The organism is Stenotrophomonas sp. NPDC077421 (assembly GCF_049545505.1).
Classification (GTDB): Bacteria; Pseudomonadota; Gammaproteobacteria; order Xanthomonadales; family Xanthomonadaceae; genus Stenotrophomonas; species Stenotrophomonas nematodicola.
The window spans coordinates 15,697-36,959 of sequence record NZ_JBMWDP010000037.1 but is presented as its reverse complement, the minus strand read 5'-3'; the positions used below and the strand labels follow the sequence as shown (position 1 = coordinate 36,959).

Below are 21,263 nucleotides of genomic sequence, written 5' to 3'. Positions count from 1 at the left end.
GGCAGAGCCCGGCTCTACGGGCGCAATGCGGGGGTTTTTCGCTGTCGGAACGGAGAGCAGCCGGGCAGAGCCCGGCTCTACGGGCGCAATGCGGGGGTTTTTCGCTGTCGGAACGGAGAGCAGCCGGGCAGAGCCCGGCTCTACGGGCGCAATGCGGGGTTTTTCGCTGTCGGAACGGAGAGCAGCCGGGCAGAGCCCGGCTCTACGGGCGCAGCGCGGGGTGCTGTCGGAGCGGAGCAGCGCCGGGTGTCAGCGGAAGGCGGGTTCGAGCTGGTTGAAGACGCGTGCCAGACGTTGCGCCCAGGCGAGCTGCCCGGCGCTGTCGGCAATCAGGTCCTGGCGGATTTCCAGTTCCACGTGCGCCAGACCACGCGCTTCGGCATGCACCGGGATCGCATAGTCGGTGGCGTCGCTGACCGCATAGGGCTGGTTGTCACCCACCACCAGATCCCCCTCGGCCTGCAGCGCGTGCAGCAGTGCATGCGCGAAGCGCGCATCGCGCTGGTACAGCACGCCGGCGTGCCACGGCCGCGCCACGCCCTGCATTGCCGGAGTGAAGCTGTGCATGGCAATCAGAATCGTCCGGGTGCCGGCGACAGAGCGCGCATCCAGCTCGGCGCTGATGCGCTGGTGATAGGGGTCGAAAATCTCGCGTACCCGAGCCTCCTGCGCGGCGGCGTCCAGGCGCTGGTTGCCGGGCACCACGGTGTGGTCGCTGACCGGCGCGAACCGGCCCGGCGCGCCGGGCGGGCGGTTGCAGTCGATCACCAGCCGCGAGTACGTCTGCTCGATGGCCCAGGCACCCAGCAGGCCCGCCAGGGCACGGGTGACCCCGGCGATGCCGATGTCCCAGCCGATGTGCCGGTCCAGCTCGGCCTGCGGCAGCCCCAGATCGGCCAGCGCCGCGGGCACCTGCTGGCCGGCATGGTCGGCAATCAACACGAACGGCGAGCGGCCCCGGGCCGGGTGCACCGTGAACGGCGCGGGATCCGACGGTCCCAGCAGCGTGGCGGCGTGCAGCGGCGGGGCAAACGCATCAGCCACGCGGGGTACCGTCCAGGTGGTGCTCGATCATCCACAGCCCGGCCCACAGCTTGGCGTCCAATGCGTAGCCCTGGCCCATTTTCTCGACCAGCCACGCCGCCGCGCGGGCGCGCGGGACTTCGTGCACGGTGATGTCCTCGCTGTCATCGCCACCACCGGCACCGACCCGACGCAGGCCGGTGGCGCGCACAAACGCGATCTGCTCGCTGCTCGCGCCCGACGAGGTCGGGCCGATCATCAGCACCTCGGCATGTGCGGCGGTCCAGCCGGTTTCTTCTTCCAGCTCGCGCACCGCCGAGACTTCGATCGACTCGCCGGCGTCGATGTCGCCGACCAGGCCGGCCGGCATCTCGATGGTGTTGGCCTGCAGCGGCACCCGGAACTGTTCGACGAACAGCACGTTGTCCTCGGGCGTGACGGCGATGATGATCGCGGCCAGGCCGCCGGCGTGGGTGCGCTCGCTGTATTCCCACGTACCGCGCACGACCATGCGCTGGTACTTGCCTTCGTAGACGACCTTGGGGGCTTGCGTGTTGGGGCTCATGCGACCTCGCTGGCAACGGAAGGGGAATCGGACAGGCCGGCGGCGGCGAACAGGCGGCGACGGGTCAGTGGCCCGAACCGCAGCGCATCGCACAGGCCCTGCAGCATCTGCGCATCGGCGCTGACCCGGCTGAAGTCGGCGGGGCCGCCGTCCAGCGGCGCATCCAGCGCGATGGTGGTCAACTGCCGCCACAACAAGGCGTGCTCACGCTGCTCGCGCAGGCGCACCGCCATCTGCGCGGCGCCACGCAGGCGCAGGAACGGCACTTCGTCGATGCGTTCGTACAACGTGTCCAGGCTGCCGAAGTGGGCCAGCAGCACCGCCGCGGACTTGGCGCCCACGCCGGTCACGCCGGGGATGTTGTCGACCGCGTCGCCGCACAACGCCAGGTAATCGGCGATCTGGTGGGCATGGACGCCGTGGCGGGCCTTGACCCCGGCCATGCCCCAACGCTGGTTGCGTGCGTAGTCCCACTGTTCGTCGTGCTCGAACAGCAGCTGCGACAGGTCCTTGTCGGCGGAGACGATCACCCCGCGCATGCCCGCCTCGCGGCGCGCGTGCAGGGCGCTGCCGATCAGGTCGTCGGCTTCGTACTCATGGTGGGCCAGTACCGCCAGCCCAAGCGCCACGCACAGCGCCTTGCAGTGCGCGAACTGGCGGCGCAGCGCATCCGGTGCCGGGTCGCGGTTGGCCTTGTAGGCGGCATACAGGCGGTGCCGGAAACAGCTGTCCAGCGCCTCGTCGAAGGCAATGGCGATATGCCGCGGGCGTTCGCGTTCAAGCAGGTCGAGCAGGAAGCGGGCAAAACCGTGCACGGCATTGGTCGGCCAGCCCTGCTGGTCCTGGAATTCGTCGGGCATCGAGTGCCAGGCGCGGAACACATACAGACTGGCATCCACCAGATACAGCGGCGGGCGCGGTGCCACCACGGGGGACGGAACGCTCATCTCAGCCATTCCAGTCCTGCAGCAGGGCGGCCGGGTCCGGACGGTCGCGCTCGGGCACCTCGGTCTTCGGCGTGCCAATATGGATGAAACCGGCGATGCCCTCGTTGTCGGCCAGCCCCAGGTGGGCATGGACGGCCGGGTCGAAGGCCATCCAGGCCGTCAGCCACTGGGCGCCGAAGCCGAACGCCTGCGCGGCCTGCAGCAGGGCAAAGCAGACGCAGCCGGCGGTCATCAGCTGTTCCTGCGCGGGCACCTTGGGGCTGGGCGTGTGGCGGGTGACCACCACAATGACCAGCGGGGCGTGCGAGAACCGCTGACGGTCCTTCTCCAACTGGGCCTGGGCCACGTTGGGGTCGCGCTCGCGGCTGCGTTCGGCCAGGAAGGTGCCCAGAGTGTGACGTGCATCGCCAGTGATCCGCAGGAAGCGGAACGGCACCAGCTTGCCGTGATCGGGCACCCGCACCGCCGAGGCGAGCATCCGCGCCAGCGTCTGCGGGTCCGGCCCGGGCTCGCCCAGGTGTCGGGCGGGGACGGAACGGCGCATGTCCAGCGCCTGCAGCGCAGCGGGAAGCAGCATGGGATCTCGATCGGCTTTCACGGGCCTCTCAGTATAGTCGCGGCAGTTTGTGACACGGCTTTGGGCGTTCTCGGTGCAATTTGCGACAAAACGTGATGAACATCACCTAATTAACGGAAGTCGTTCACGTGGCTGTACTCGCTTCCCGCGACCGCTCCCCGTACGATACAAGGCCTGCCGGCGCCCCGGTCATGAGGTATGAAGTGAGGACTGCTTCACTGTCCGCTACCGGCCGGCCGGCCTACGATCCGTATGCGGGTGCATGGGGTGTACCTGCGTCGGCTGTATTCACGCTGCTTAGAGTGCCTGCGAGGGTGGGGAGCCTTTTCGCATGATCGCCACGCCCACTGCTACGGGCCATCCGGGTCGCAACGCCGCGCTGCTGACGCTTGCTCGCGACGCGGCGCTGCCCGCGCTGGCCGAGTCGTTCGCGACCGTACTGGCGCGCTTTGACGATGTGCTGTTCGACCGTGCCGGCACCGCAGGCGCGTCGCAGCTGCTGTTCCTGGACGGCATGCGCGAACTGCGCCGCCGCCGCGACGACATCGTGGTCGGCTTCCGCACCCATCTGGCCCGCGCCTGGTCGGCGCTGGAGCAGGGCGAGCCCCTGTCGGCCGAGGCCACGCTGGCCGGTCAGATCGAGGACGGCCTGAGCCTGGTGCCCGAGCACGTGCTGGAATCGCGGCTGGCCGTGCGCAATTTCGCCACCGTGCTGCTGCGCGACTGGAAGCCGGTGCTGGCCCGTCTGGACCGCCGCCTGGGCATGATTGCCGGGGGCCTGGAGCTGAACGCGGACACCAACCCGATCAGCCCGGAACACATCGGTGTGGCCATCCACGAGGCCTTCGCCGGCTGTGAGCTGGCCCCGGAAGTGCGGCTGGTGCTGATCAAATTGTGCGAGCGCGACCTGCACGCCCCGATCGGCAAGCGCTACGAAAAAGTGGACGAACAACTGGCCGCTGCCGGCGTGATGCCGCAGATGGCCGCGCCGCGTCGCCCGGCCCCGCGCCCGCCGACGCCGCGCGACGAGCTGGACGAACTGGTCGACGCGCTGGACACGGCGCAGCACGGCAATGACGACGCGACCGCGCCGGCCTGGGCCAGGCGGTTTGCCGACCGCTGGGCCGAAAGCCGTGGCCGCATGCAGTCCTCGCACGGCGCCAGCAGCCATGCCGGCGGTGCGGACGGCGCCGAGGGTCTGAGCGGCAACCAGGGCATGTTGCTGGAAGCGCTGCATGAACTGCTGCAGCAGACCCGCCATGTGCGCGAAGACGCCACCTCCGCCGCGAGTGTGGCGGTGGGCCAGCAGCGTCCGCTCAGCCAACGCGAAATGATGTCGGTGCTGTCGCTGCTCCAGGCCACGCCCAGCGCCACCCTGCGCGCGGCGATCGGCGAGGACGGCGAATCGCTGGCCCAGCGCCTGAAGAGCGAAGTGCTGTCCGGTGCCACGCGCCTCGGTGTCGACCCGGGCCAGGCCCGGCTGGACCCGCAGGACGAGGACGCGATCGACCTGGTCGGCATGCTGTTTGATGTGATGCTGGACGAGCGCGACCTGGAAGGTCGCTCGCGCGAGCTGATCGGTCGGCTGGTGGTGCCGTTCGTGAAGGTCGCCATGCTCGACCGCCGCATGTTCGTGCAGAAGACCCACCCGGCGCGCAAGCTGCTCAACTCGCTGGCCGAAGCGTGCGAAGGCAATACCGGCGAAAGCCAGGCCGAGCGCGTGCTGATGGGCAAGGTCGAGGAGATCATCGAGCGGCTGGTGGCCGAGTTCAACGAGAACCTCGCCATCTTCCTTACGCTGGAAGAAGAATTCCGCGACTTCCTGGCCCAGCATCGGCGCCGGATCGAAATCGCCGAGCGGCGTGCGGCCGAGACCCAGCGCGGTCAGGAAAAGCTGGAAATGGCGCGCACCCGGGCGGCCGCCGAACTGGACCGTCGCATTGCCGATGCCACCCTGCCGCAGGCCATCGGCGAGTTCCTGCGCCAGCCGTGGCAGCACCACCTCACCTTGAGTGTGCTGCGCGAAGGCGAAGACGGCGCGTCGGTGGGTGAGGCGCTGGCCCTGGCCGACGGGCTGCTGGAAGAGGTGGCCGAAGCGCGCCGCAAGATCGTCGGCAAGCCCTGGCTGCAGGCCTGGCACCCGGCGCTGCGCAAGGTGTTTGCCAGTGTGGGCGTGCACGCCGATGCCGCCACCAGCGCCATCGACGCGTTGCATGACACGTTGCAGGGCATCGCCGAATCGCGCCCGGAACTGGAGCGCGCGCTGCCGGAACTGCCGCAGGTGGTGCTGCCGGCACCGCCCGCGCAGGAAGCCCCGGCGGTGGAGCTGGGCAGCAAGGTGGATGTCAGCGACTTCGACAACGCCGATGCCGACCGCTTCCGCGGCATGGAGATCGGCAGTTGGCTGGACTTCGTCGACAAGGACGGCAAGGTGCAGGCCGGCAAGCTGTCCTGGGTCAGCCCGATCTCCTCGCGTCTGCTGTTCGTCAACCGCCGCGGCGTGCGCTTCTGCGTGGCCTCGCCGGAAGAACTGGCGGTGATGGTGCGGCTGGGCCGCCTGCGCGCGCATATCGACGATGGCGCCTTCGACAGCGCCATGCAGGGCGTGATCGACCGCCTGGACACCAAGAACGCCACCGTCCACTAGGCCGACCCGGCGCCCACCGATCAGGTTACGATCACGGCACTATCCGCTGAACGACGGGGACAGGCATGGCTGTCGAGGTGTTGGTGGTCAAGGAAGGCGCGCCGGGGGAACGGCGCGTGGCAATGACGCCGGAGACGGCGCGCAAGCTGGCTGCGCTCGGCGCGACCGTTCGTTTCGAGGCCGGTGCCGGACAGGCGGCCGGTTTCCCGGATGCGGCGTATCTGGACGCCGGCGCGCAGGTGGCCGACGCCGGCGGCCTGTCCACGGCCGATATCGTGCTGTGCGTGCAGCCGCCATCCCCGGCCCAGTGGGCCCAGCTCAAGACCGGCGCCACCCTGGTGGGCATGCTTTACCCGCAGGCTGACGCAGGCCGTGCGGCGACCATCCAATCGCGCGCGCTGCATGCCTTTCCGTTGGAGCGTCTGCCGCGCACCACGCGCGCGCAGTCGATGGACGTGCTCAGTTCCCAGGCCGGCATGGCGGGCTACAAGGCCATGTTGATCGCGGCCCAGCGCGCGCCGCGCTTCTTCCCGATGCTGACCACGGCCGCCGGCACCATCCGCCCCTCGCGGGTGCTGGTGGTGGGCGCCGGTGTGGCCGGACTGCAGGCGATCGCCACCGCGCGCCGGCTCGGCGCGCAGGTCGAAGGGTTCGATGTGCGCCCGGAAACCCGCGAGCAGATCGAATCGCTGGGCGGCAAATTCCTTGACCTGGGAGTCAGCGCCGCCGGTGAAGGCGGCTATGCCCGCGCGCTGACCGAGGACGAGCGGGCCGAACAGCAGCGCCGGCTCGGCGACCATCTGCGCCTGGTGGACGTCGTGGTGTGCACGGCGGCCGTGCCGGGTCGCCCTGCACCGCGGATCCTCAGCACCGCGATGGTGCGCGGCATGAAGCCGGGCAGCGTGGTGGTGGACCTGGCCGCCGAGACCGGCGGCAACTGCGAAGCGACCGTGCCGGGGCAGACCATCGACCTGGACGGCATCACCGTCGACGGTCCGCTCAACCTGGCCAGCCAGGGTGCCGTGCACGCCAGCGAGATGTACGCGCGCAACCTGTACAACTTCGTCGCGCTGTTCCTCAAGGACGGTGCGATCGCCTTCGACTGGACCGACGAACTGCAGGCCAGAACCCGCTGGCAGGGCGCGGACGCCGCCGGCTGAGCATGGTCCGGCGGCGCGGCGCTCAGGGCTTTCTGGGCGCGGCGGGCGGCTCGACGATGGGGTTGGCCTTGAGCCAGTCCTGGCGCTGGTCAGGGGTCATGCGCGCCCAGCGGGCGCGCAGTTCGTCGCGCTGGGCCGGGTTCATCGTGCGCATCTGCGCAAACAGCGCGCGGGCCTGCTCGCGCTGCTCGGGCGACATGTTTTCGAAGCGGTGTCGGCCACGGCGCGCCAGATCGCGTTGTTCCGGGGTCATCTCCTGCCAGCGTTGCCCATGCTGGAGCATCCGCTCGCGTTGTGGCGGCGGCGCATCGTTCCACCGGTCACGCACCGGCGCGATCAACGCCTCGCGCTGCTGCGGGGTCAGTTGGTCCCAGTTCGGTAACGGGGACGTCTGTGCCCAGCCGGTCGCCGTCAGCGTCAGCAGTGCCAGTCCCAGCATCAGTCGCGGTTTCATCGATTCACTCCATTGCCAGATCGGTGCCGGCCAGCCACACGTACAGATCGGGATTCTCGTCGAGTACGTCGATGCCGTCATCCAGTGTCGCGGTGACCGGCAGCGCGGCCGGACGCGGCGGGCTGACCGTGAAACTGTAGCCCAGTCCCAGTGCGGCGACCGCCGAGCAGGCCGTGGCCAGCCACCAGCCATGCGCGCGGGTGCGCTGCGGCGCGGCGTGGCGCGCGCCATGCAGCCGCGCCAGGGTGGCCGGGGAAAGCCGCGCAACCGCCTGCGCATGCAACTGCTGCAGGGCCGCGTCGGTGCTGGAAGGAAGAGGCGGGCGGCTCACAGTTCGATCTCCAGGTGCTGCTGCAGGGCTGCGCGTGCGCGCGAAAGATGGGTTTTGACCGCGCCTTCGCTGCAGCCCATCGCCCGGGCGGTGGTGGCGCCGTCGAGCTGCTGCAGCACGCGCAAGGTGAAGGCCTCGCGCTGGCGGGCCGGGAGCTGGCGCAGCGCGGCGACCAGACGCGTGTACTGATCGCGCTGCTCGTGCGCCTGGGCCGGACCGGGCGCGCTGTCGGCCCAGTCGATGTCGTGATCCTCCGCAGGCGCATCGCTGCTGCGCCAGAAGCGCAGGCGGAACCCGCGGCGGCGCTGCAGGTCCACCACCCGGCGGCGCAGGATGCTCCAGAACAGCGGCGCCCACTCGGCGGCGGGTTTGTCACGGTAGGACAGCATCCGCAGCATGCTGTCCTGCACGGCATCGAGGGCGTCGTCGCGCTGGCGCAGGCCGGCTTCGGCGAAGCGGAACGCGCGCGGGCCGATACCGGCCAGAAACGCGTCCAGCGATACCGGCAGCGGCGCATCGGCCTCGGTGGGCAGCGTCGGTAGGGAGGGGCTCACCAGCACAGGGTAGCGCTCGCGCAGGGGGACAACGTGAGAACGCACCAGTGCGCCATCGGTTGACCGGCCTGCAGAACGGTTCAGCGCATGGTTATGATGGGCGGGACGGGATCACCGCCTGGGAGACAGACTGCAATGAGCGACGGGTTCGTGGCGTTGTACATCTTCATGCTGGCCGCCATCGCCGGCCATGTGATCATTTCACGGGTGCCGGTGATCCTGCATACCCCCCTGATGTCCGGGTCCAACTTCATCCACGGCATCGTGCTGATCGGTGCGATGGTGGTGCTGGGCCACGCGCAGACACCGCTGGAGAAGATCATCGGCTTCGTCGCGGTGGTGCTCGGCGCCGGCAATGCGGCCGGTGGCTATGTGGTCACCGAGCGGATGCTCGACATGTTCAAGCCCAGCGCCAAGCGCGACGCGGGGGAGAAGTCGCCTTGAACGTGAGCACCGCACACCTGCTGCAGTGGCTGGTCCAGGTCAGCTACCTGGTCGCCGCCACGCTGTTCCTGCTGGGCCTGCAGCGCATGGCCTCGCCCATGACCGCGCGCAGCGGCATCCGCTGGGCCGGGCTGGGCATGTTGATTGCCACGGTGGCAACCTTCTTCCTGCCCGAGCTGCACAACGTGCCGTTGATCCTGGCGGCGGTGGCGATCGGCACCGGCGTGGCCTGGTGGTCGGCCAAGCGCGTGGCGATCACCGACATGCCGCAGATGGTGGCCCTCTACAACGGCATGGGCGGTGGCTCGGCCGCGGCGATCGGTGCGGTGGAGCTGCTGCGCTTCTCCTTCCTGGCCAATCGCGATACCACGCACTGGAGCGAACAGGCCATTGCTGAACTGGCCGCGCGCCAGCCCTCGGCCACGGTGCTGGCGCTGGCGATCATCGGCTCGGCGATCGGTGCGGTGTCACTGTCCGGTTCGATCATCGCCTGGGCCAAGCTGGACGGACGGCTGGACCGACGCGTGACCTTCCCCGGGCAGCAGGCCTTCAACCTGGCGGTTGCCGTGGCGATGGTCGGGCTGGGCATCTGGGCCGGCATCAGCCTGAGCCCGCTGGCGATCATCGCCTTCTTCGTGGTCGCGCTCGCCCTGGGCGTTCTGATGACCCTGCCGATCGGCGGCGCCGACATGCCCGTGGTGATCTCGCTCTACAACGCCTTTACCGGCCTGGCGGTGGCGTTCGAGGGCTATGTGCTGGGCAACGAGGCGCTGATCATCGCCGGCATGATGGTCGGCGCGGCCGGCATCCTGCTGACCCGCCTGATGGCCAAGGCGATGAACCGGCCGATCAGCGGCGTGCTGTTTTCCAACTTTGGCGGCGGCGGTACCGCGCAGGAGATCAGTGGCGCGCAGAAACCGATCGAGGCCAGCGACGTGGCGGCGATGCTCGCCTTCGCCGAACGCGTGGTGATCGTGCCGGGCTACGGCATGGCCGTGGCCCAGGCCCAGCACAAGGTGTGGGAACTGGCGCAGCGGTTGATCGAACGCGGCATCAAGGTGAAGTTCGCGATCCATCCCGTCGCCGGGCGCATGCCCGGGCACATGAATGTCCTGCTGGCCGAAGCCGGCGTGCCCTACGACCTGATCGCCGACATGGACGACATCAATCCCGAATTCCCCAACACCGATGTGGTGCTGGTGATCGGTGCCAATGACGTGGTCAACCCGGTCGCGCGCACCGACCCGGCGAGCCCGATCTACGGCATGCCGATCCTGGATGTGGTCAACGCGCGCAACGTGGTGGTGATCAAGCGTGGCAAGGGCACCGGCTTTGCCGGCATCGAAAACGCGCTCTTCTATGCCGACAACGCGCGCATGCTGTACGGCGATGGTGCCGGTGCCGCCAGTGCGCTGGTCAGCGAACTGAAGGCGCTCGACGGCGGCCATTGACCGCCACCGGGCCCGACCGGTGGTGCCGCCCAGCGGCCGGCATCACCGCGCCAGCCACCCGCCAACCACCAGCGCGACGGCCAGCCAGATCGCTTCGAGCGGCCCGTTGGCCAGCTGGATCAGCGTGCTGGCCATGAATGGGCCCATGCGCAACGCAGATTCCCACGGGTTGAGCCCCATCGAGCCGCCCAGGTAGGCCGAGGCGATGAACCAGTTGGCCGCCAGTGCCACCACTGCCGTGGCCAGCACGGTCACCACGACCCGGGTTGCCCCCGGGCGGAAGGTGCCCAGCCGCAGCATCAGCACCACGTCCAGGGCTCCCAGAACGGCCATCCAGCCGGCCTGCTGGCCGCTGAGGAGGGCGATGAACAACCAGGCCAGCGTGGCCGTGGCGATACCAAGCAGCAACAGCGGGGGCCAGAGCCAGTGACGGGGCCGGGCAGACACGGACGTGGGCGACATTCGATCTTCCTGTAAGTCCCCACAGGATACCGGCTTGCGTGGTGACCGGCGCGTGGCCGGCGGCTGGGCTAAAATGGCGGCCTTGCGGGAATTGGCCGCGACCCCATATCCATCCACATGTATTCCCGTAGCAGTGAACCTGTCCACTTCGAACGCGACTGCGAGGCCGTCATGGTCCCGCAGGGCGAAACGGTGACGCTGCCGGCCGGCAGCTATGGCTATATCACCCAGGCGCTGGGTGGCAGCTATACCGTGTTTGTCGAAGGCAATCTGTTCCGCATCGCCGGCAAGGACGGCGACGCTATCGGCAAGGAACCGCCGCCGGCGCTGGAGCTCCCCGAAAACGCCTCCGACGAGGAAGTGGAAAAACTGGTGTGGCAGCAGCTGCGCACCTGTTTCGACCCCGAGATTCCGTTCAACATCGTCGATCTGGGCCTGGTCTATGAAGTGGATCTCAAGCACCTGGACGATGGCCGGCGCGAGGTGGACATCAAGATGACGCTCACCGCGCCGGGCTGCGGCATGGGCGAGATCCTGGTCGACGACGTGCGCAGCAAGCTGGAAATGATCCCGACGGTGGCCGAGGCCGACGTCGAGCTGGTGTTCGATCCGCCGTGGGGCCGCCACATGATGTCCGAGGCCGCCCGGCTTGAAACCGGCATGTTGTAACCGCTCCACCGCGCGTTTGGTGGTGGTGGCGTTCCCCGTAACCAGAACAGGAAATATCCGGTGTCCCAGTCTTCCGTGAGCTTCAGCACCACCCGTTCGGCCCACCCGTGCAGCAGCGAGGAGCGCGATCGCATTCTGGCCGCGCCCGGTTTCGGCCTGCACTTCACCGACCACATGGTGGAAGTGCGCTGGGACAAGGACACCGGCTGGCACGATGCCAGCGTGCGCCCGTATGGCCCGCTGCAGCTGGACCCGGCCGCCGCGGTGCTGCACTACGGCCAGGAGATCTTCGAAGGCATCAAGGCCTACCGCCACGCCGATGGCTCGATCTGGACCTTCCGCCCGGATGCCAACGGCCGGCGCCTGCAGCGTTCGGCGCAGCGCCTGGCGCTGCCGGAACTGCCGGTGGACATCTTCGTCGAGTCGCTCAGGCAGATGATCGCCGTGGACGCCAGCTGGGTGCCGTCGGCCGACGAATCCAGCCTGTACTTCCGTCCGTTCATGATCGGCGATGAAGCCTTCCTCGGCGTGCGCGGCGCACACAAGGCCGGTTACTACGTGATCGCCAGCCCGGCGGGTCCGTACTTCGCCAAGGGCGTGGCACCGGTGTCGATCTGGCTGTCCACCGAATACGCCCGGGCCGCCAAGGGCGGCACCGGCGCGGCCAAGTGCGGCGGCAACTACGCCGCCTCGCTGCTGCCGCAGCAGAAGGCGCAGGCCCAGGGCTGCTCGCAGGTATTGTTCCTGGATCCGGTGGAAGGCAAGTACCTGGAAGAGCTGGGCGGCATGAACGTGTTCCTGGTCTACAAGGACGGCACGCTGGTGACGCCGGAACTGTCCGGCAGCATCCTTGAGGGCATCACCCGCGAGAGCATCCTGCAGCTGGCCCGCGACCGCGGCATGAAGGTTGAAGAGCGCAAGGTGAGCATCGACGAGTGGAAGCAGGGCGTGGCCTCCGGCGACATCGCCGAAGTGTTCGCCTGCGGTACCGCCGCCGTGGTGACCCCGATCGGCCAGCTCAAGGGCGACGGCTTCGCGGTGGGCGACATCAACGCGCCGGCCGGTGAAGTGACGATGTCCCTGCGCAAGGAACTGACCGACATCCAGTACGGCCGCCTGCCGGACCGCCACGGCTGGCTGGTGCGCCTGGACGCCTGATCCGGTTGGCGCCCTGATCGCGCGTTTCCCAAGGCCCGCCTGGCAACAGGCGGGCCTTTGTGTGGATGGCCCCACGCAAGTCGTTGTTGCGCAACGGGATGTCCGGTTTTTGTCGGGCAAGACAGAGGATGGACTTGAAAAAGCCGTTCATGTGGCGGTTTCTGTCGTGAAAGTTCCTTCACATTCACAAACCGTTGACCCGAAAAGTCTCAGATCGGAATGTTCACAAGACTGAAAAGGCATTGACACGTTGTTGCGTGGCGGCGAAACCAATAGCGTCCGTCGTCGGGCGGTTTTTGTTAGGGGAAACCGATCCAACAACCGGTCGCGATCACTGCCATAGATCCGTAGCCACGGATCGCGCCGGATTTTCGCCGCATAGACGGCATCCTTCAGTCTGAAAGGGAAATCCGATGTCTCATGATTCGCAACACCGTTTGCGTCAGCGTGCATTGGTTGTACTGGGCGCGTCCGTACTCACCTCGCTGCTGCTGGCCTCGCCGGCGTTGGCAGGTGACGTACAGCTGAGCGGCCTGTCCTCGGCGCCGACCCACCAGCGCTTCATCGTGAAGTACAAGGACGGCAGCAGCGCGATCGCCACGCCCACCGCACTGGCCAGCTCGCTCAAGGCGGCCGCCAGCGCCGTGCCCGCCGCCCAAGGGCGCGCGCTGGGCCTGCAGAAACTGCGTCAGCTCGCCATCGGTCCGACCGTGGTCAAGACCGATCGTCCGCTCGATCAGGCCGAATCCGAACTGCTGATGCGCCGCCTTGCGGCCGACCCGAACGTGGAATATGTCGAGGTCGACCAGCTGATGCAGGCCACCCTGGTGCCCAACGATACGCGTCTGTCCGAGCAGTGGGGCTTCGGCACCAGCAACGCGTCCATCAACGTGCGCCCGGCCTGGGACAAGGCCACCGGCGCCGGCGTGGTCGTGGCGGTGATCGATACCGGCATCACCAGCCATCCCGACCTCAACGCGAACATCCTGCCGGGCTACGACTTCATCAGCGACGCCGCGATGGCGCGCGATGGCGGCGGGCGCGACAACAACGCCAACGATGAAGGCGACTGGTACGGCGCCAACGAGTGCGGCTCCGGCATCCCGGCATCCAACTCGAGCTGGCACGGCACCCATGTGGCCGGCACCATCGCCGCAGTGACCAACAACAGCACCGGCGTGGCCGGTACCGCCTTCAATGCCAAGGTCGTGCCGGTGCGCGTGCTCGGCAAGTGCGGCGGTTACACCTCCGACATCGCCGATGCGATCGTGTGGGCCTCGGGCGGCACCGTCAGCGGCGTTCCGGCCAATGCCAACCCGGCCGAAGTGATCAACATGTCGCTGGGGGGCGGTGGCAGCTGCTCGACCACCTACCAGAACGCGATCAATGGCGCGGTGTCGCGCGGCACCACCGTCGTGGTGGCCGCGGGCAACAGCAACACCAACGTGTCCTCGTCGGTGCCGGCCAACTGCGCCAACGTGATCGCGGTGGCCGCCACCACCTCGGCCGGTGCCCGCGCCAGCTTCTCCAACTATGGCGCCGGCATCGACATCTCGGCACCGGGCCAGGCGATTCTGTCCACCCTCAACAGCGGCACCACGGTGCCGGGCGCAGCCTCCTACGCGTCCTACAACGGCACCTCGATGGCGGCGCCGCACGTGGCGGGCGTGGTCGCGCTGGTGCAGTCGGTGGCACCGACGGCGCTGTCGCCGGCCGCGGTCGAGACCCTGCTCAAGAACACCGCGCGTGCACTGCCGGGTGCCTGCACCGGCGGGTGCGGCGCGGGCATCGTCGATGCCGATGCCGCGGTCACCGCAGCGCTCAACGGGACCGGCCCCGGCCCGGGCACCGGCACGGTGCTGCAGAACAACGTTCCGGTCACCGGCCTCGGCGCCGCCAGCGGCGCATCGCTGGCCTACACCGTGAACGTGCCCTCGGGCAGCGCGCAGCTGAAGGTCACCATCGCCGGCGGCAGCGGCGATGCGGACCTGTACGTGCGCTCGGGCAGCGCTCCGACCGACACCGTGTACAACTGCCGCCCGTACCTGAGCGGCAACAATGAAACCTGCACTATCAATGCCCCGGCTGCGGGCACCTGGCACGTGCGGGTGAAGGCCTACACGACCTTCTCCGGCCTGAGCCTGACCGCGCAGTACTGATCGGGAGCTGCAACAAAGACGCCCCGGCATGCCGGGGCGTCTTCATGTCCGCCAGGCGGTGGCGCGTCAGGCTTCTTCGAACCGGTTGGCCGCCACGTTCTTGCGCACCTGCTCGGGATTCCAGATGCGGCCGTTCATGGCGATGTACACGCCGCTGGCGAGCGACTGCACCGCACCGATCGCACAGCCGATGTTGAACTCCGCATCCGAGCCGCGGAAGCGCGCCGGGCTCAGCGCGCCGGTCATGACGATGGTCTTGTCGGCAATCGACTTGAGCACCTTGCCGGTCTGCACCATCGAGTCCGTACCGTGGGTGACCAGTACGTGGCGGGTCGGTTGGGCGGCGATGGTCGCGCGGATCAGTTCGCGGTCGTCATCGGTGATGTGCAACGAATCCTTGCGCAGGATCGGAATCACGTTGAAACGGAAGGTCACGCCCAGTTCGCGCAGGATCATCCCGATCTGGGGATCGCCGATCTGGTAGTCCGACTTGTCGTCGAAGTAGATCTTGTCGATCGTCCCGCCGGTGGTGATGATCAGTAGTTCGTCCATTGCAGCAATCCTGGGTTGACGGTGAGCTGGGCGGCGTCGCCGCGCCCTGGCGCCATGATACCGCGCGATCCCGGAGAGCCGTGCGTCGCCCGTCTGCCGTCAGCGCTTCTTCCCGAACCGCCGGCGCAGGCCCGGCGCGCTGGCCACGGCAATCACCGCCAGCGCCAGCACCAGCTCGGTCCAGGCCCACACCGCGATCTCCGGATGGCTCCAGGCGCTCATCACCCCGTGGCTGAACCAGAACAACGCCAGTACGCCGGCCCAGAACGCGGCCTTGCCCCGGCGCACCAGCACGCCCACGGCCAGCAGCAGCGGCGGAGCGGTGAACACCAGTTGCGTGGCCAGCCAGTGCCTGTCATGCGCGAACCACAGCGCATACAGCGCGGCCAGCGCCGCCAGCAGCAGCGCGAGAACGACCTCGGTCGCGCGCGTGCTCATGCCAGCCGCCGTGCGATGTCGGCCACGCGCCGGCCCAGCGCACGCGCCAGGATCGCTTCGTCCTCGCTGGGCGTCGGGTCATCGTTGGCGCCGGCCACATGGCTGGCGCCATAAGGCGTGCCGCCGGTGGTGGTGTGGCTCAAGGCCGGTTCGGTGAAGGGAATGCCGACGATCAGGCAGCCGTGGTGGAGCAGCGGCACCTGCATCGACAGCAGCGTCGACTCCTGGCCGCCGTGCAGCGACGCGGTCGAGGTGAACACTGCCGCCGGCTTGCCCGCGAGTGTGCCGTTGACCCACTCGGCGCCCAGCCCATCCAGGAAGTGCTTCACCGGGGCGGCCATGTTGCCGAAGCGGGTCGGGCTGCCCAGGATCAGGCCGTCGCACTCGGCCAGATCCTCCACGCTCACGTACGGCGCGCCTTCCTCGGGCACCGGCGGCCGCGCGGTCTGGGTGATCGCCGCCACTGGCGGCACCGTGCGCAGACGCGCGCCCATGCCGGGCACTTCGCCGATGCCCCGCGCAATCTGGCGGGCAAGCCGGGCCACCGAACCGCCGCGGCTGTAGTACAGCACCAGAATCTCCGCCATCGCGCCTTCATCTCATCTTGGGGCCAGGGGCCAGTATGGCGATGCGGCGGGCGCAGGGCGAGCGCGGCCGATGCGTGCACGTTTCGCCGCATCGGGTACCCTTGCGCCGATGGAACCTCTGGACACCCTCAACCTGTGGATGGAACGTGTGCGGGATCGCGCGCGCGCCGCCAGTTTCGGCCGCTTCCTGTGGCACCGCTTCCTCGACGACCGTCTGTTCCAGGCGGCCGCGTCGCTGGCTTACACGACCGTGTTCGCGCTGGTGCCACTGGCGATCGTGGTGTTCGGGGTGCTCTCGGCATTCCCGGTGTTCGACCGCTGGAGCGACCAGCTCAGCGACTACGTGTTCTCCAACTTCGTGCCCAACGCGGCGCGCGCGGCCGAAGGCTACCTGCGCCAGTTCTCGGCCAGCGCCGGCCAGCTCACCGCCGCCGGCTTCATCGCGCTGGTGGTGTCGCTGCTGATCACGCTCAACAGCGTCGAGCAGACCTTCAACCAGATCTGGCGGGTCAGCTCGGCGCGACCCAAGCTGACCCGTTTCCTGGTCTACTGGACGGTGCTGACCCTGGGCGCGATGCTGGCGGCCGCCTCGCTCGCGGTCTCGGCGCGAGTGTTCGCGTTGCCGCTGTTCGGCACCAGCGAAGGCCGATGGCTGGCCAATCTGTCGCTGGGGCTGGCACCGGTACTGATCGAATTCGTCTGCATCATGCTGGTCTACCGCGTGGTTCCTCACCACACCGTCAAATGGCGGCATGCCATCCCCGGCGCGATCCTGGCCGCGGTGATGCTGGAGCTGGTGAAGTGGGGCATGGGCGCCTACCTGGGCAGCTTCCAGTCCTACCAGAAGCTGTACGGCACCGTGGCCTTCGTGCCGATCCTGCTGCTGTGGATCTACCTGTGCTGGGTGTCGGTGCTTCTGGGCGCGTCGCTGGCGTCCTCGATCGCCGCCTTCCGCTACCAGCCGGCGGACCTGCGCCTGCCCACCGGCTACGAGCTCTACGGCCTGCTGCGACTGATCGGGCGGTTCCAGCAGGCGCGGCAGAGCGGACGCAGTCTGGATGACGACGAGATCCTCAGGCTGGAGCCGATGCTGACCGACTCGCTCCTGCAGACCATGCTGTGCGACCTGGAAGCGATCCGCGTGGTGCGGCGCGACGAACAGGGCGAATGGCTGCTGGCGCGCGACCTGGACAAGCTGACGCTGTCGGATCTGTACGAAACCACCCAGATGCGCATCCCGGTCAAGGAAGCGTACCTGCCCTACCGCGACGACAGCCTGGGCGATGCCTCGGTGGCCGCGCTGGACGCGCTGCGCCTGCCGCTGCGCGAACTGCTCAAGCGACGCGTCAGCGACATCTATACAAACCTCGGAGACAAACCATGACTGCCAAGCCCCTGCTGCTTGCGCTGGGCCTGCTGGCGCTGGCTGCGTGCAACAAGCCCGCCCCGACCGCGCAGCCTGAGCCCGCCGCCACGCCGTCGCCAGCCCCTGCGGCCCCCGCGCCTGCGGCCGCGCCCGATACGGACCGGCGTACCGTGGAGCGCCCCACGCTCAAACTCAAGGCGCTGGACGGCAGCGACTACGATCTGGCCGCGCATCGTGGCAAATGGGTGGTAGTGAACTTCTGGGCGACCTGGTGTGCGCCGTGCCGCAAGGAAATGCCGGAACTGTCCGCGCTGCATGCCATGCGCGACGAAATCGAGGTGGTGGGCCTGGCCTATGAAGACATCGAACCGGCCGAGATGAAGGCGTTCCTGGAGAAGCGACCGGTAACCTATCCGATCGTCATCGTCGATACGTACAACCCGCCGGAAGACTTCGCGATTCCGCGTGGCCTGCCGTTGACCTACCTGATCGCACCCGATGGCACGGTCGCCAAGGAGTACCTCGGTCCGGTCACCGCCGCCGACATCGAACAGCGCATTGCCGCCAAATAGCCGCGCGCGCGGCACCGCGCCAGCGCCTGTTGCCGGGCAGAGCCCGGCACTACGTGTCGGTCACCGCATCGCATTGGACATGCGTCGATCATCGCACCGCACCTCGTAGAGCCGGGCTCTGCCCGGCTGCTCGCCGATCCGCCCCGTACCTCCCGCCCGCGCGCGTGGCCTTTGCCGTGCAAGCGCCTGTTGCCGGGCAGAGCCCGGCACTACGTGTCGTTGACCGCCGCATCGCGTTGGACATGCGTCGATCAACACCGCATCGCGGTGGACCGGCGTTGATGACCATGTCACGCAGGTCCCGTAGAGCCGGGCTCTGCCCGGCTGCTCTCCGATCCGACCCCGCACCTCCCGCCCGCGCACGCGACCTGTACCGCGCCAGCGCCTGTTGCCGGGCAGAGCCCGGCACTACGTGTCGGTCACCGCATCGCGTTGGACATGCGTCGATCAACACCGCATCGCGGTGGACCGGCGTTGATGACCATGTCACGCAGGTCCCGTAGAGCCGGGCTCTGCCCGGCTGCTCGCCGATCCGCCCCCGTACCTCCCGCCCGCGCGCGTGGCCTTTGCCGTGCAAGCGCCTGTTGCCGGGCAGAGCCCGGCACTACGGGGTGTCGATGTCTTCGATCGGTTTCAGAACGCCGAAATGCTCTGTGTGCAGCTTGCCTTTCAGCGGCGGCAGTGCCAGCACGGGCTCGTCCACGCGGGTGTCGGGCAGGCGGTCCAGCAGATTGCGGATCAATCCCAGCCGCCCGCGCTTCTGGTCATTGAAATCAACCAGCGTCCAGGGCGCTGCTTCGCGGTGGGTGGCGCGCAGCATCGCTTCGCGCGCTTCGGTGTAGGCGCTGTACTTGCTGCGCGACTTCAGGTCCACTGGTGACAGTTTCCAGCCCTTGAGCGGATCGAGGTGGCGCTCGGCGAAACGCTTCTCCTGCTGCGCCTGGTCCACCGTCAGCCAGTACTTGAACAGCAGGATGCCGTCGTCCACCAGCAGCGTTTCGAACACAGGCGTCTGCGCCAGAAACGCGCGGTACTGCGCTTCGGTGCAGTAGCCCATCACATGCTCGACGCCGGCGCGGTTGTACCAGCTGCGATCCATCAGCACGATCTCGCCAGCGGCCGGCAGATGCGACACGTAGCGCTGGAAATACCATTGGGTGCTTTCGCGGTCGGTGGGCTTGGGCAGTGCCACTACCCTGCATTGGCGGGGATTGAGGTGTTCGGCGATCGCCTGGATCGCGCCGCCCTTCCCGGCGGTGTCGCGGCCTTCGAACAGCACGAGCACGCGCTGGCCGGTGTGCTGCACCCAGCGCGCCATTGCCGCGAGTTCCAACTGCATCGGTTCCAGCTGTTCCTGGTATGCCTTGCGCTTGAGCTTGCCCATCCGCCGCCCCGGTTCTGTCGTGGAGGCTCGAGCCTAGCGCATGGCAGGATCAGGGCGTGTGTGCGCCCTGCCAGCCGCGCTCGTGCGCCATGCCCTCGACCGCAGCAGTGAAATCGACGGCGAACGCCGCCATGTCGAACAGCCCGCTGCGCGTGCGTTGCACGGCCAGTTCGGCGCGCAGCGCCTGCAGCGCCGGGGCATCGTTGCCGAGCCGGATTGCCGTGGCGATGAAGGCACGGTCATCGGCAGCATTCATCCGGGTGACTCCCAGATGGTGATTGAGGCTGCCGGCCACGCGCGCGGCAAACGTGGTGCCCGGGCACGTCAGTACGGGGCAGCCGGCCCACAGCGCGTCGGAGGCGGTGGTGTGGGCGTTGTAGGGGTGTGTATCAAGGAACAGATCAGCGTGCTGGTACCGGGCCAGGTACTCGGCGTGGGGCAGGCGCGGCATGAACACCAGGCGCGCCGGCTCCAGGCCTGCCTGACGGGCCGCCGCACGGAGCCGCGCATCGGCGTTGCCCGGGCCGGACAACAGCCACAGCACGCTGCCCGGTACGCCCTGCAGGACCGCGAACAGGCGCTGCATGCTGCGCGGGGTAAGCTTGTAGCTGTTGTTGAAACAGCACAGCACCACCCCCTGCGCCGGCAGGCCGCAGGCGACGCGCGACGGTGGCGTCGCAACCTCGCGCGTGTTGTCCGACGGCTGGAACGCGCGTGGCAGGCGCCAGATGCGCTCGCTGAAGGCCGATGCCAGCGCATCTGGCAGCACGAAGGCATCGGCCAGCACGTGGTCGATCCACGGCGCCCCGGACGTGCCCGGATACGCCAGCCAATTCACCTGTATCGGTGCCGGACGCATCGCCAGCACCTGCGGCGTGCCGCCGCCGCCCCAGCCGCGCAGGTCGAACAGCACATCGATGCCGGCGTCGCGGATGCGCGCGGCAACACGGTCGTGCGGCTGTCCGCCCACCTCGTGCAGCACGCTGGCCGCCGCCTGGAGGCGGACGCGGATGTCGCTGCCGTCATCGCCGTTGAGCGCGAACAGATGCAGGTCCAGCCGATCGGCGAGGGCCAGCTGCTCGAACAGGGCCACCGTCAGCAGCCCGGTCGGATGCGCGCCGAAGCCATTGGAGAGGAAGCCGACGCGGAGTCTTCCGTGGTCCCGCACGGTTGTCGGGGGCAGGGCGGGCAGCTCCGTCCCAATCGCTGCCGCGCGTTGCCGCGCACAGGTCAGCTGCTCGGTGGCGCTGGCATCTTCACTGAGGAAGGCGAACGGCTCGACCACCGCCTGGCCTTGCGCCACGGCCCGACGGACCAGCGCCGACAGCCGGTCCAGATCGCGCCAGTCGCACAGGCGGCGCTGCCAGTTGAGCAACTGCGCGGTGATGTAGGGCTCACCCGGCAGCAGCCGGTGCGCATGGCGATAGGCATCGGCGGCGGCCTCGGGCTGGCCGGCATCCTCCAGCGCATGGCCGAGCCACAGGGCGATGCCGGGATGCTGCGGTACCTGCTCAGCCGCACGGCGCAGCAGGACGGCTGCGTCGCCGGGCTGGCCCTGCATCCAGCGGGCACGCCCGAGCCGGGCCAGGGCTTCGGGATGATCGTCGCGCAACTGCAGCGCCTGCGTGGCGGCGGCCGTGCCACGGGCGACGTCGCCGGCTTCCAGTTCGGCGTCTGCCAGCATGACCCACGCGATGAAGTCGCTCGGCTGGCGCTGCACGGCCTCGCGCAGCTGCCGGCGTTCCTGGTCCGGTGCGCCCACG

The 21,263-nt window shown here is 68.6% G+C and carries 22 protein-coding genes; 9 read left to right on the top strand and 13 right to left on the bottom strand.

The genetic code is table 11. From position 1 onward, the window contains the following. Nucleotides 1–249: 249 nt before the first annotated feature. The 4 genes from ACPEH1_RS16835 to ACPEH1_RS16820 are packed head-to-tail and all read right to left on the bottom strand — an operon-like array spanning nt 250 to nt 3,112. Complete coding sequence (locus tag ACPEH1_RS16835) at nt 250–1,044, bottom strand: N-formylglutamate amidohydrolase (RefSeq protein ID WP_017356615.1); 795 nt, start codon at nt 1,042–1,044, stop codon at nt 250–252. After that, a complete protein-coding gene (locus ACPEH1_RS16830; protein ID WP_136003742.1) occupies nt 1,037–1,588 on the bottom strand; it encodes an NUDIX hydrolase in 552 nt (183 codons plus the stop codon). Before ACPEH1_RS16830 ends, ACPEH1_RS16835 begins: the two co-directional genes overlap by 8 nt. Continuing rightward, entirely contained in the window at nt 1,585–2,535 is a 951-nt protein-coding gene (locus ACPEH1_RS16825) for a 5'-3' exonuclease (protein WP_017356617.1), read from the bottom strand. Before ACPEH1_RS16825 ends, ACPEH1_RS16830 begins: the two co-directional genes overlap by 4 nt. Nucleotide 2,536: 1 nt before the next feature. Beyond that, entirely contained in the window at nt 2,537–3,112 is a 576-nt protein-coding gene (locus ACPEH1_RS16820) for a nitroreductase family protein (protein ID WP_017356618.1), read from the bottom strand. Nucleotides 3,113–3,443: 331 nt separating this feature from the next. On the opposite strand from ACPEH1_RS16820, the gene ACPEH1_RS16815 reads away from it, so the two are divergent. Further along, nucleotides 3,444–5,759 carry a DUF1631 domain-containing protein gene (locus ACPEH1_RS16815; protein ID WP_017356619.1) on the top strand — a complete coding sequence of 772 codons (2,316 nt, stop codon included), beginning with the start codon at nt 3,444–3,446 and terminating at the stop codon, nt 5,757–5,759. A gap of 65 nt (nt 5,760–5,824) precedes the next feature. After that, nucleotides 5,825–6,919 (top strand): NAD(P) transhydrogenase subunit alpha, encoded by a 1,095-nt coding sequence (locus ACPEH1_RS16810; protein WP_017356620.1) that lies wholly within the window; start codon nt 5,825–5,827, stop codon nt 6,917–6,919. Nucleotides 6,920–6,941: 22 nt separating this feature from the next. On the opposite strand, the gene ACPEH1_RS16805 is transcribed toward ACPEH1_RS16810, so the two are convergent. Genes ACPEH1_RS16805 through ACPEH1_RS16795 form a run of 3 tightly spaced genes read right to left on the bottom strand, consistent with a single transcriptional unit; the run spans nt 6,942 to nt 8,264 of the window. Continuing rightward, the gene (locus ACPEH1_RS16805) at nt 6,942–7,373 is read right to left on the bottom strand and encodes a DUF3106 domain-containing protein (protein WP_136003746.1); all 432 of its coding nucleotides are present in this window, start codon (nt 7,371–7,373) and stop codon (nt 6,942–6,944) included. A 4-nt stretch (nt 7,374–7,377) separates the two neighbouring features. Continuing rightward, nucleotides 7,378–7,704 carry a hypothetical protein gene (locus ACPEH1_RS16800; protein ID WP_136003748.1) on the bottom strand — a complete coding sequence of 109 codons (327 nt, stop codon included), beginning with the start codon at nt 7,702–7,704 and terminating at the stop codon, nt 7,378–7,380. Next, nucleotides 7,701–8,264: an RNA polymerase sigma factor gene (locus tag ACPEH1_RS16795; protein WP_136003789.1), complete on the bottom strand. Its 564-nt coding sequence runs from the start codon at nt 8,262–8,264 to the stop codon at nt 7,701–7,703. The genes ACPEH1_RS16800 and ACPEH1_RS16795 overlap by 4 nt, the downstream gene beginning before the upstream one ends. 129 nt (nt 8,265–8,393) lie before the next feature. On the opposite strand from ACPEH1_RS16795, the gene ACPEH1_RS16790 reads away from it, so the two are divergent. Together ACPEH1_RS16790 and ACPEH1_RS16785 are read left to right on the top strand one after the other, a co-directional pair. Further along, on the top strand, nt 8,394–8,702 hold the full coding sequence (locus ACPEH1_RS16790) for an NAD(P) transhydrogenase subunit alpha (RefSeq protein WP_017357587.1): 309 nt from the start codon (nt 8,394–8,396) through the stop codon (nt 8,700–8,702). Beyond that, nucleotides 8,699–10,153 (top strand): NAD(P)(+) transhydrogenase (Re/Si-specific) subunit beta, encoded by a 1,455-nt coding sequence (locus tag ACPEH1_RS16785; RefSeq protein WP_017357588.1) that lies wholly within the window; start codon nt 8,699–8,701, stop codon nt 10,151–10,153. The genes ACPEH1_RS16790 and ACPEH1_RS16785 overlap by 4 nt, the downstream gene beginning before the upstream one ends. 42 nt (nt 10,154–10,195) lie before the next feature. Here ACPEH1_RS16785 and ACPEH1_RS16780 read toward each other — a convergent pair whose 3' ends face one another. Next, nucleotides 10,196–10,615, bottom strand: a complete 420-nt coding sequence (locus tag ACPEH1_RS16780) for a hypothetical protein (RefSeq protein WP_017357589.1) — start codon at nt 10,613–10,615, stop codon at nt 10,196–10,198. Nucleotides 10,616–10,732: 117 nt separating this feature from the next. Between ACPEH1_RS16780 and sufT the strand changes: the two genes are divergently transcribed. The 3 genes from sufT (at nt 10,733) to ACPEH1_RS16765 (ending at nt 14,601) form a co-directional block, all read left to right on the top strand. Then, nucleotides 10,733–11,284 (top strand): putative Fe-S cluster assembly protein SufT, encoded by a 552-nt coding sequence (sufT, locus tag ACPEH1_RS16775; protein WP_017357590.1) that lies wholly within the window; start codon nt 10,733–10,735, stop codon nt 11,282–11,284. A gap of 60 nt (nt 11,285–11,344) precedes the next feature. Beyond that, nucleotides 11,345–12,442, top strand: a complete 1,098-nt coding sequence (locus tag ACPEH1_RS16770) for a branched-chain amino acid aminotransferase (RefSeq protein WP_423716087.1) — start codon at nt 11,345–11,347, stop codon at nt 12,440–12,442. Nucleotides 12,443–12,855: 413 nt separating this feature from the next. Next, entirely contained in the window at nt 12,856–14,601 is a 1,746-nt protein-coding gene (locus ACPEH1_RS16765; protein WP_136003756.1) for a S8 family peptidase, read from the top strand. A gap of 66 nt (nt 14,602–14,667) precedes the next feature. Here ACPEH1_RS16765 and ACPEH1_RS16760 read toward each other — a convergent pair whose 3' ends face one another. From ACPEH1_RS16760 to wrbA, 3 genes are all read right to left on the bottom strand, one after another. Beyond that, nucleotides 14,668–15,153 (bottom strand): asparaginase domain-containing protein, encoded by a 486-nt coding sequence (locus ACPEH1_RS16760; protein WP_017357593.1) that lies wholly within the window; start codon nt 15,151–15,153, stop codon nt 14,668–14,670. Between the two features lie 99 nt (nt 15,154–15,252). Further along, the gene (locus ACPEH1_RS16755) at nt 15,253–15,591 is read right to left on the bottom strand and encodes a DUF2069 domain-containing protein (RefSeq protein ID WP_017357594.1); all 339 of its coding nucleotides are present in this window, start codon (nt 15,589–15,591) and stop codon (nt 15,253–15,255) included. After that, nucleotides 15,588–16,178, bottom strand: coding sequence for an NAD(P)H:quinone oxidoreductase (gene wrbA, locus ACPEH1_RS16750; protein ID WP_017357595.1), 591 nt, complete (start codon nt 16,176–16,178; stop codon nt 15,588–15,590). Before wrbA ends, ACPEH1_RS16755 begins: the two co-directional genes overlap by 4 nt. Before the next feature lie 109 nt (nt 16,179–16,287). Here wrbA and ACPEH1_RS16745 point away from each other — a divergent pair, with 109 nt between their 5' ends. Beyond that, on the top strand, nt 16,288–17,562 hold the full coding sequence (locus ACPEH1_RS16745; RefSeq protein WP_026071033.1) for a YihY family inner membrane protein: 1,275 nt from the start codon (nt 16,288–16,290) through the stop codon (nt 17,560–17,562). Continuing rightward, nucleotides 17,559–18,116 carry a TlpA family protein disulfide reductase gene (locus tag ACPEH1_RS16740; protein ID WP_262071659.1) on the top strand — a complete coding sequence of 186 codons (558 nt, stop codon included), beginning with the start codon at nt 17,559–17,561 and terminating at the stop codon, nt 18,114–18,116. Before ACPEH1_RS16745 ends, ACPEH1_RS16740 begins: the two co-directional genes overlap by 4 nt. A gap of 604 nt (nt 18,117–18,720) precedes the next feature. Here the strand turns inward: ACPEH1_RS16740 and ppk2 are convergent. Both ppk2 and ACPEH1_RS16730 read right to left on the bottom strand, forming a co-directional pair. Next, nucleotides 18,721–19,500: a polyphosphate kinase 2 gene (ppk2, locus tag ACPEH1_RS16735; RefSeq protein WP_017356347.1), complete on the bottom strand. Its 780-nt coding sequence runs from the start codon at nt 19,498–19,500 to the stop codon at nt 18,721–18,723. A gap of 49 nt (nt 19,501–19,549) precedes the next feature. After that, the gene (locus tag ACPEH1_RS16730) at nt 19,550–21,262 is read right to left on the bottom strand and encodes a tetratricopeptide repeat protein (RefSeq protein ID WP_423716086.1); all 1,713 of its coding nucleotides are present in this window, start codon (nt 21,260–21,262) and stop codon (nt 19,550–19,552) included. Nucleotide 21,263: the final 1 nt, after the last annotated feature.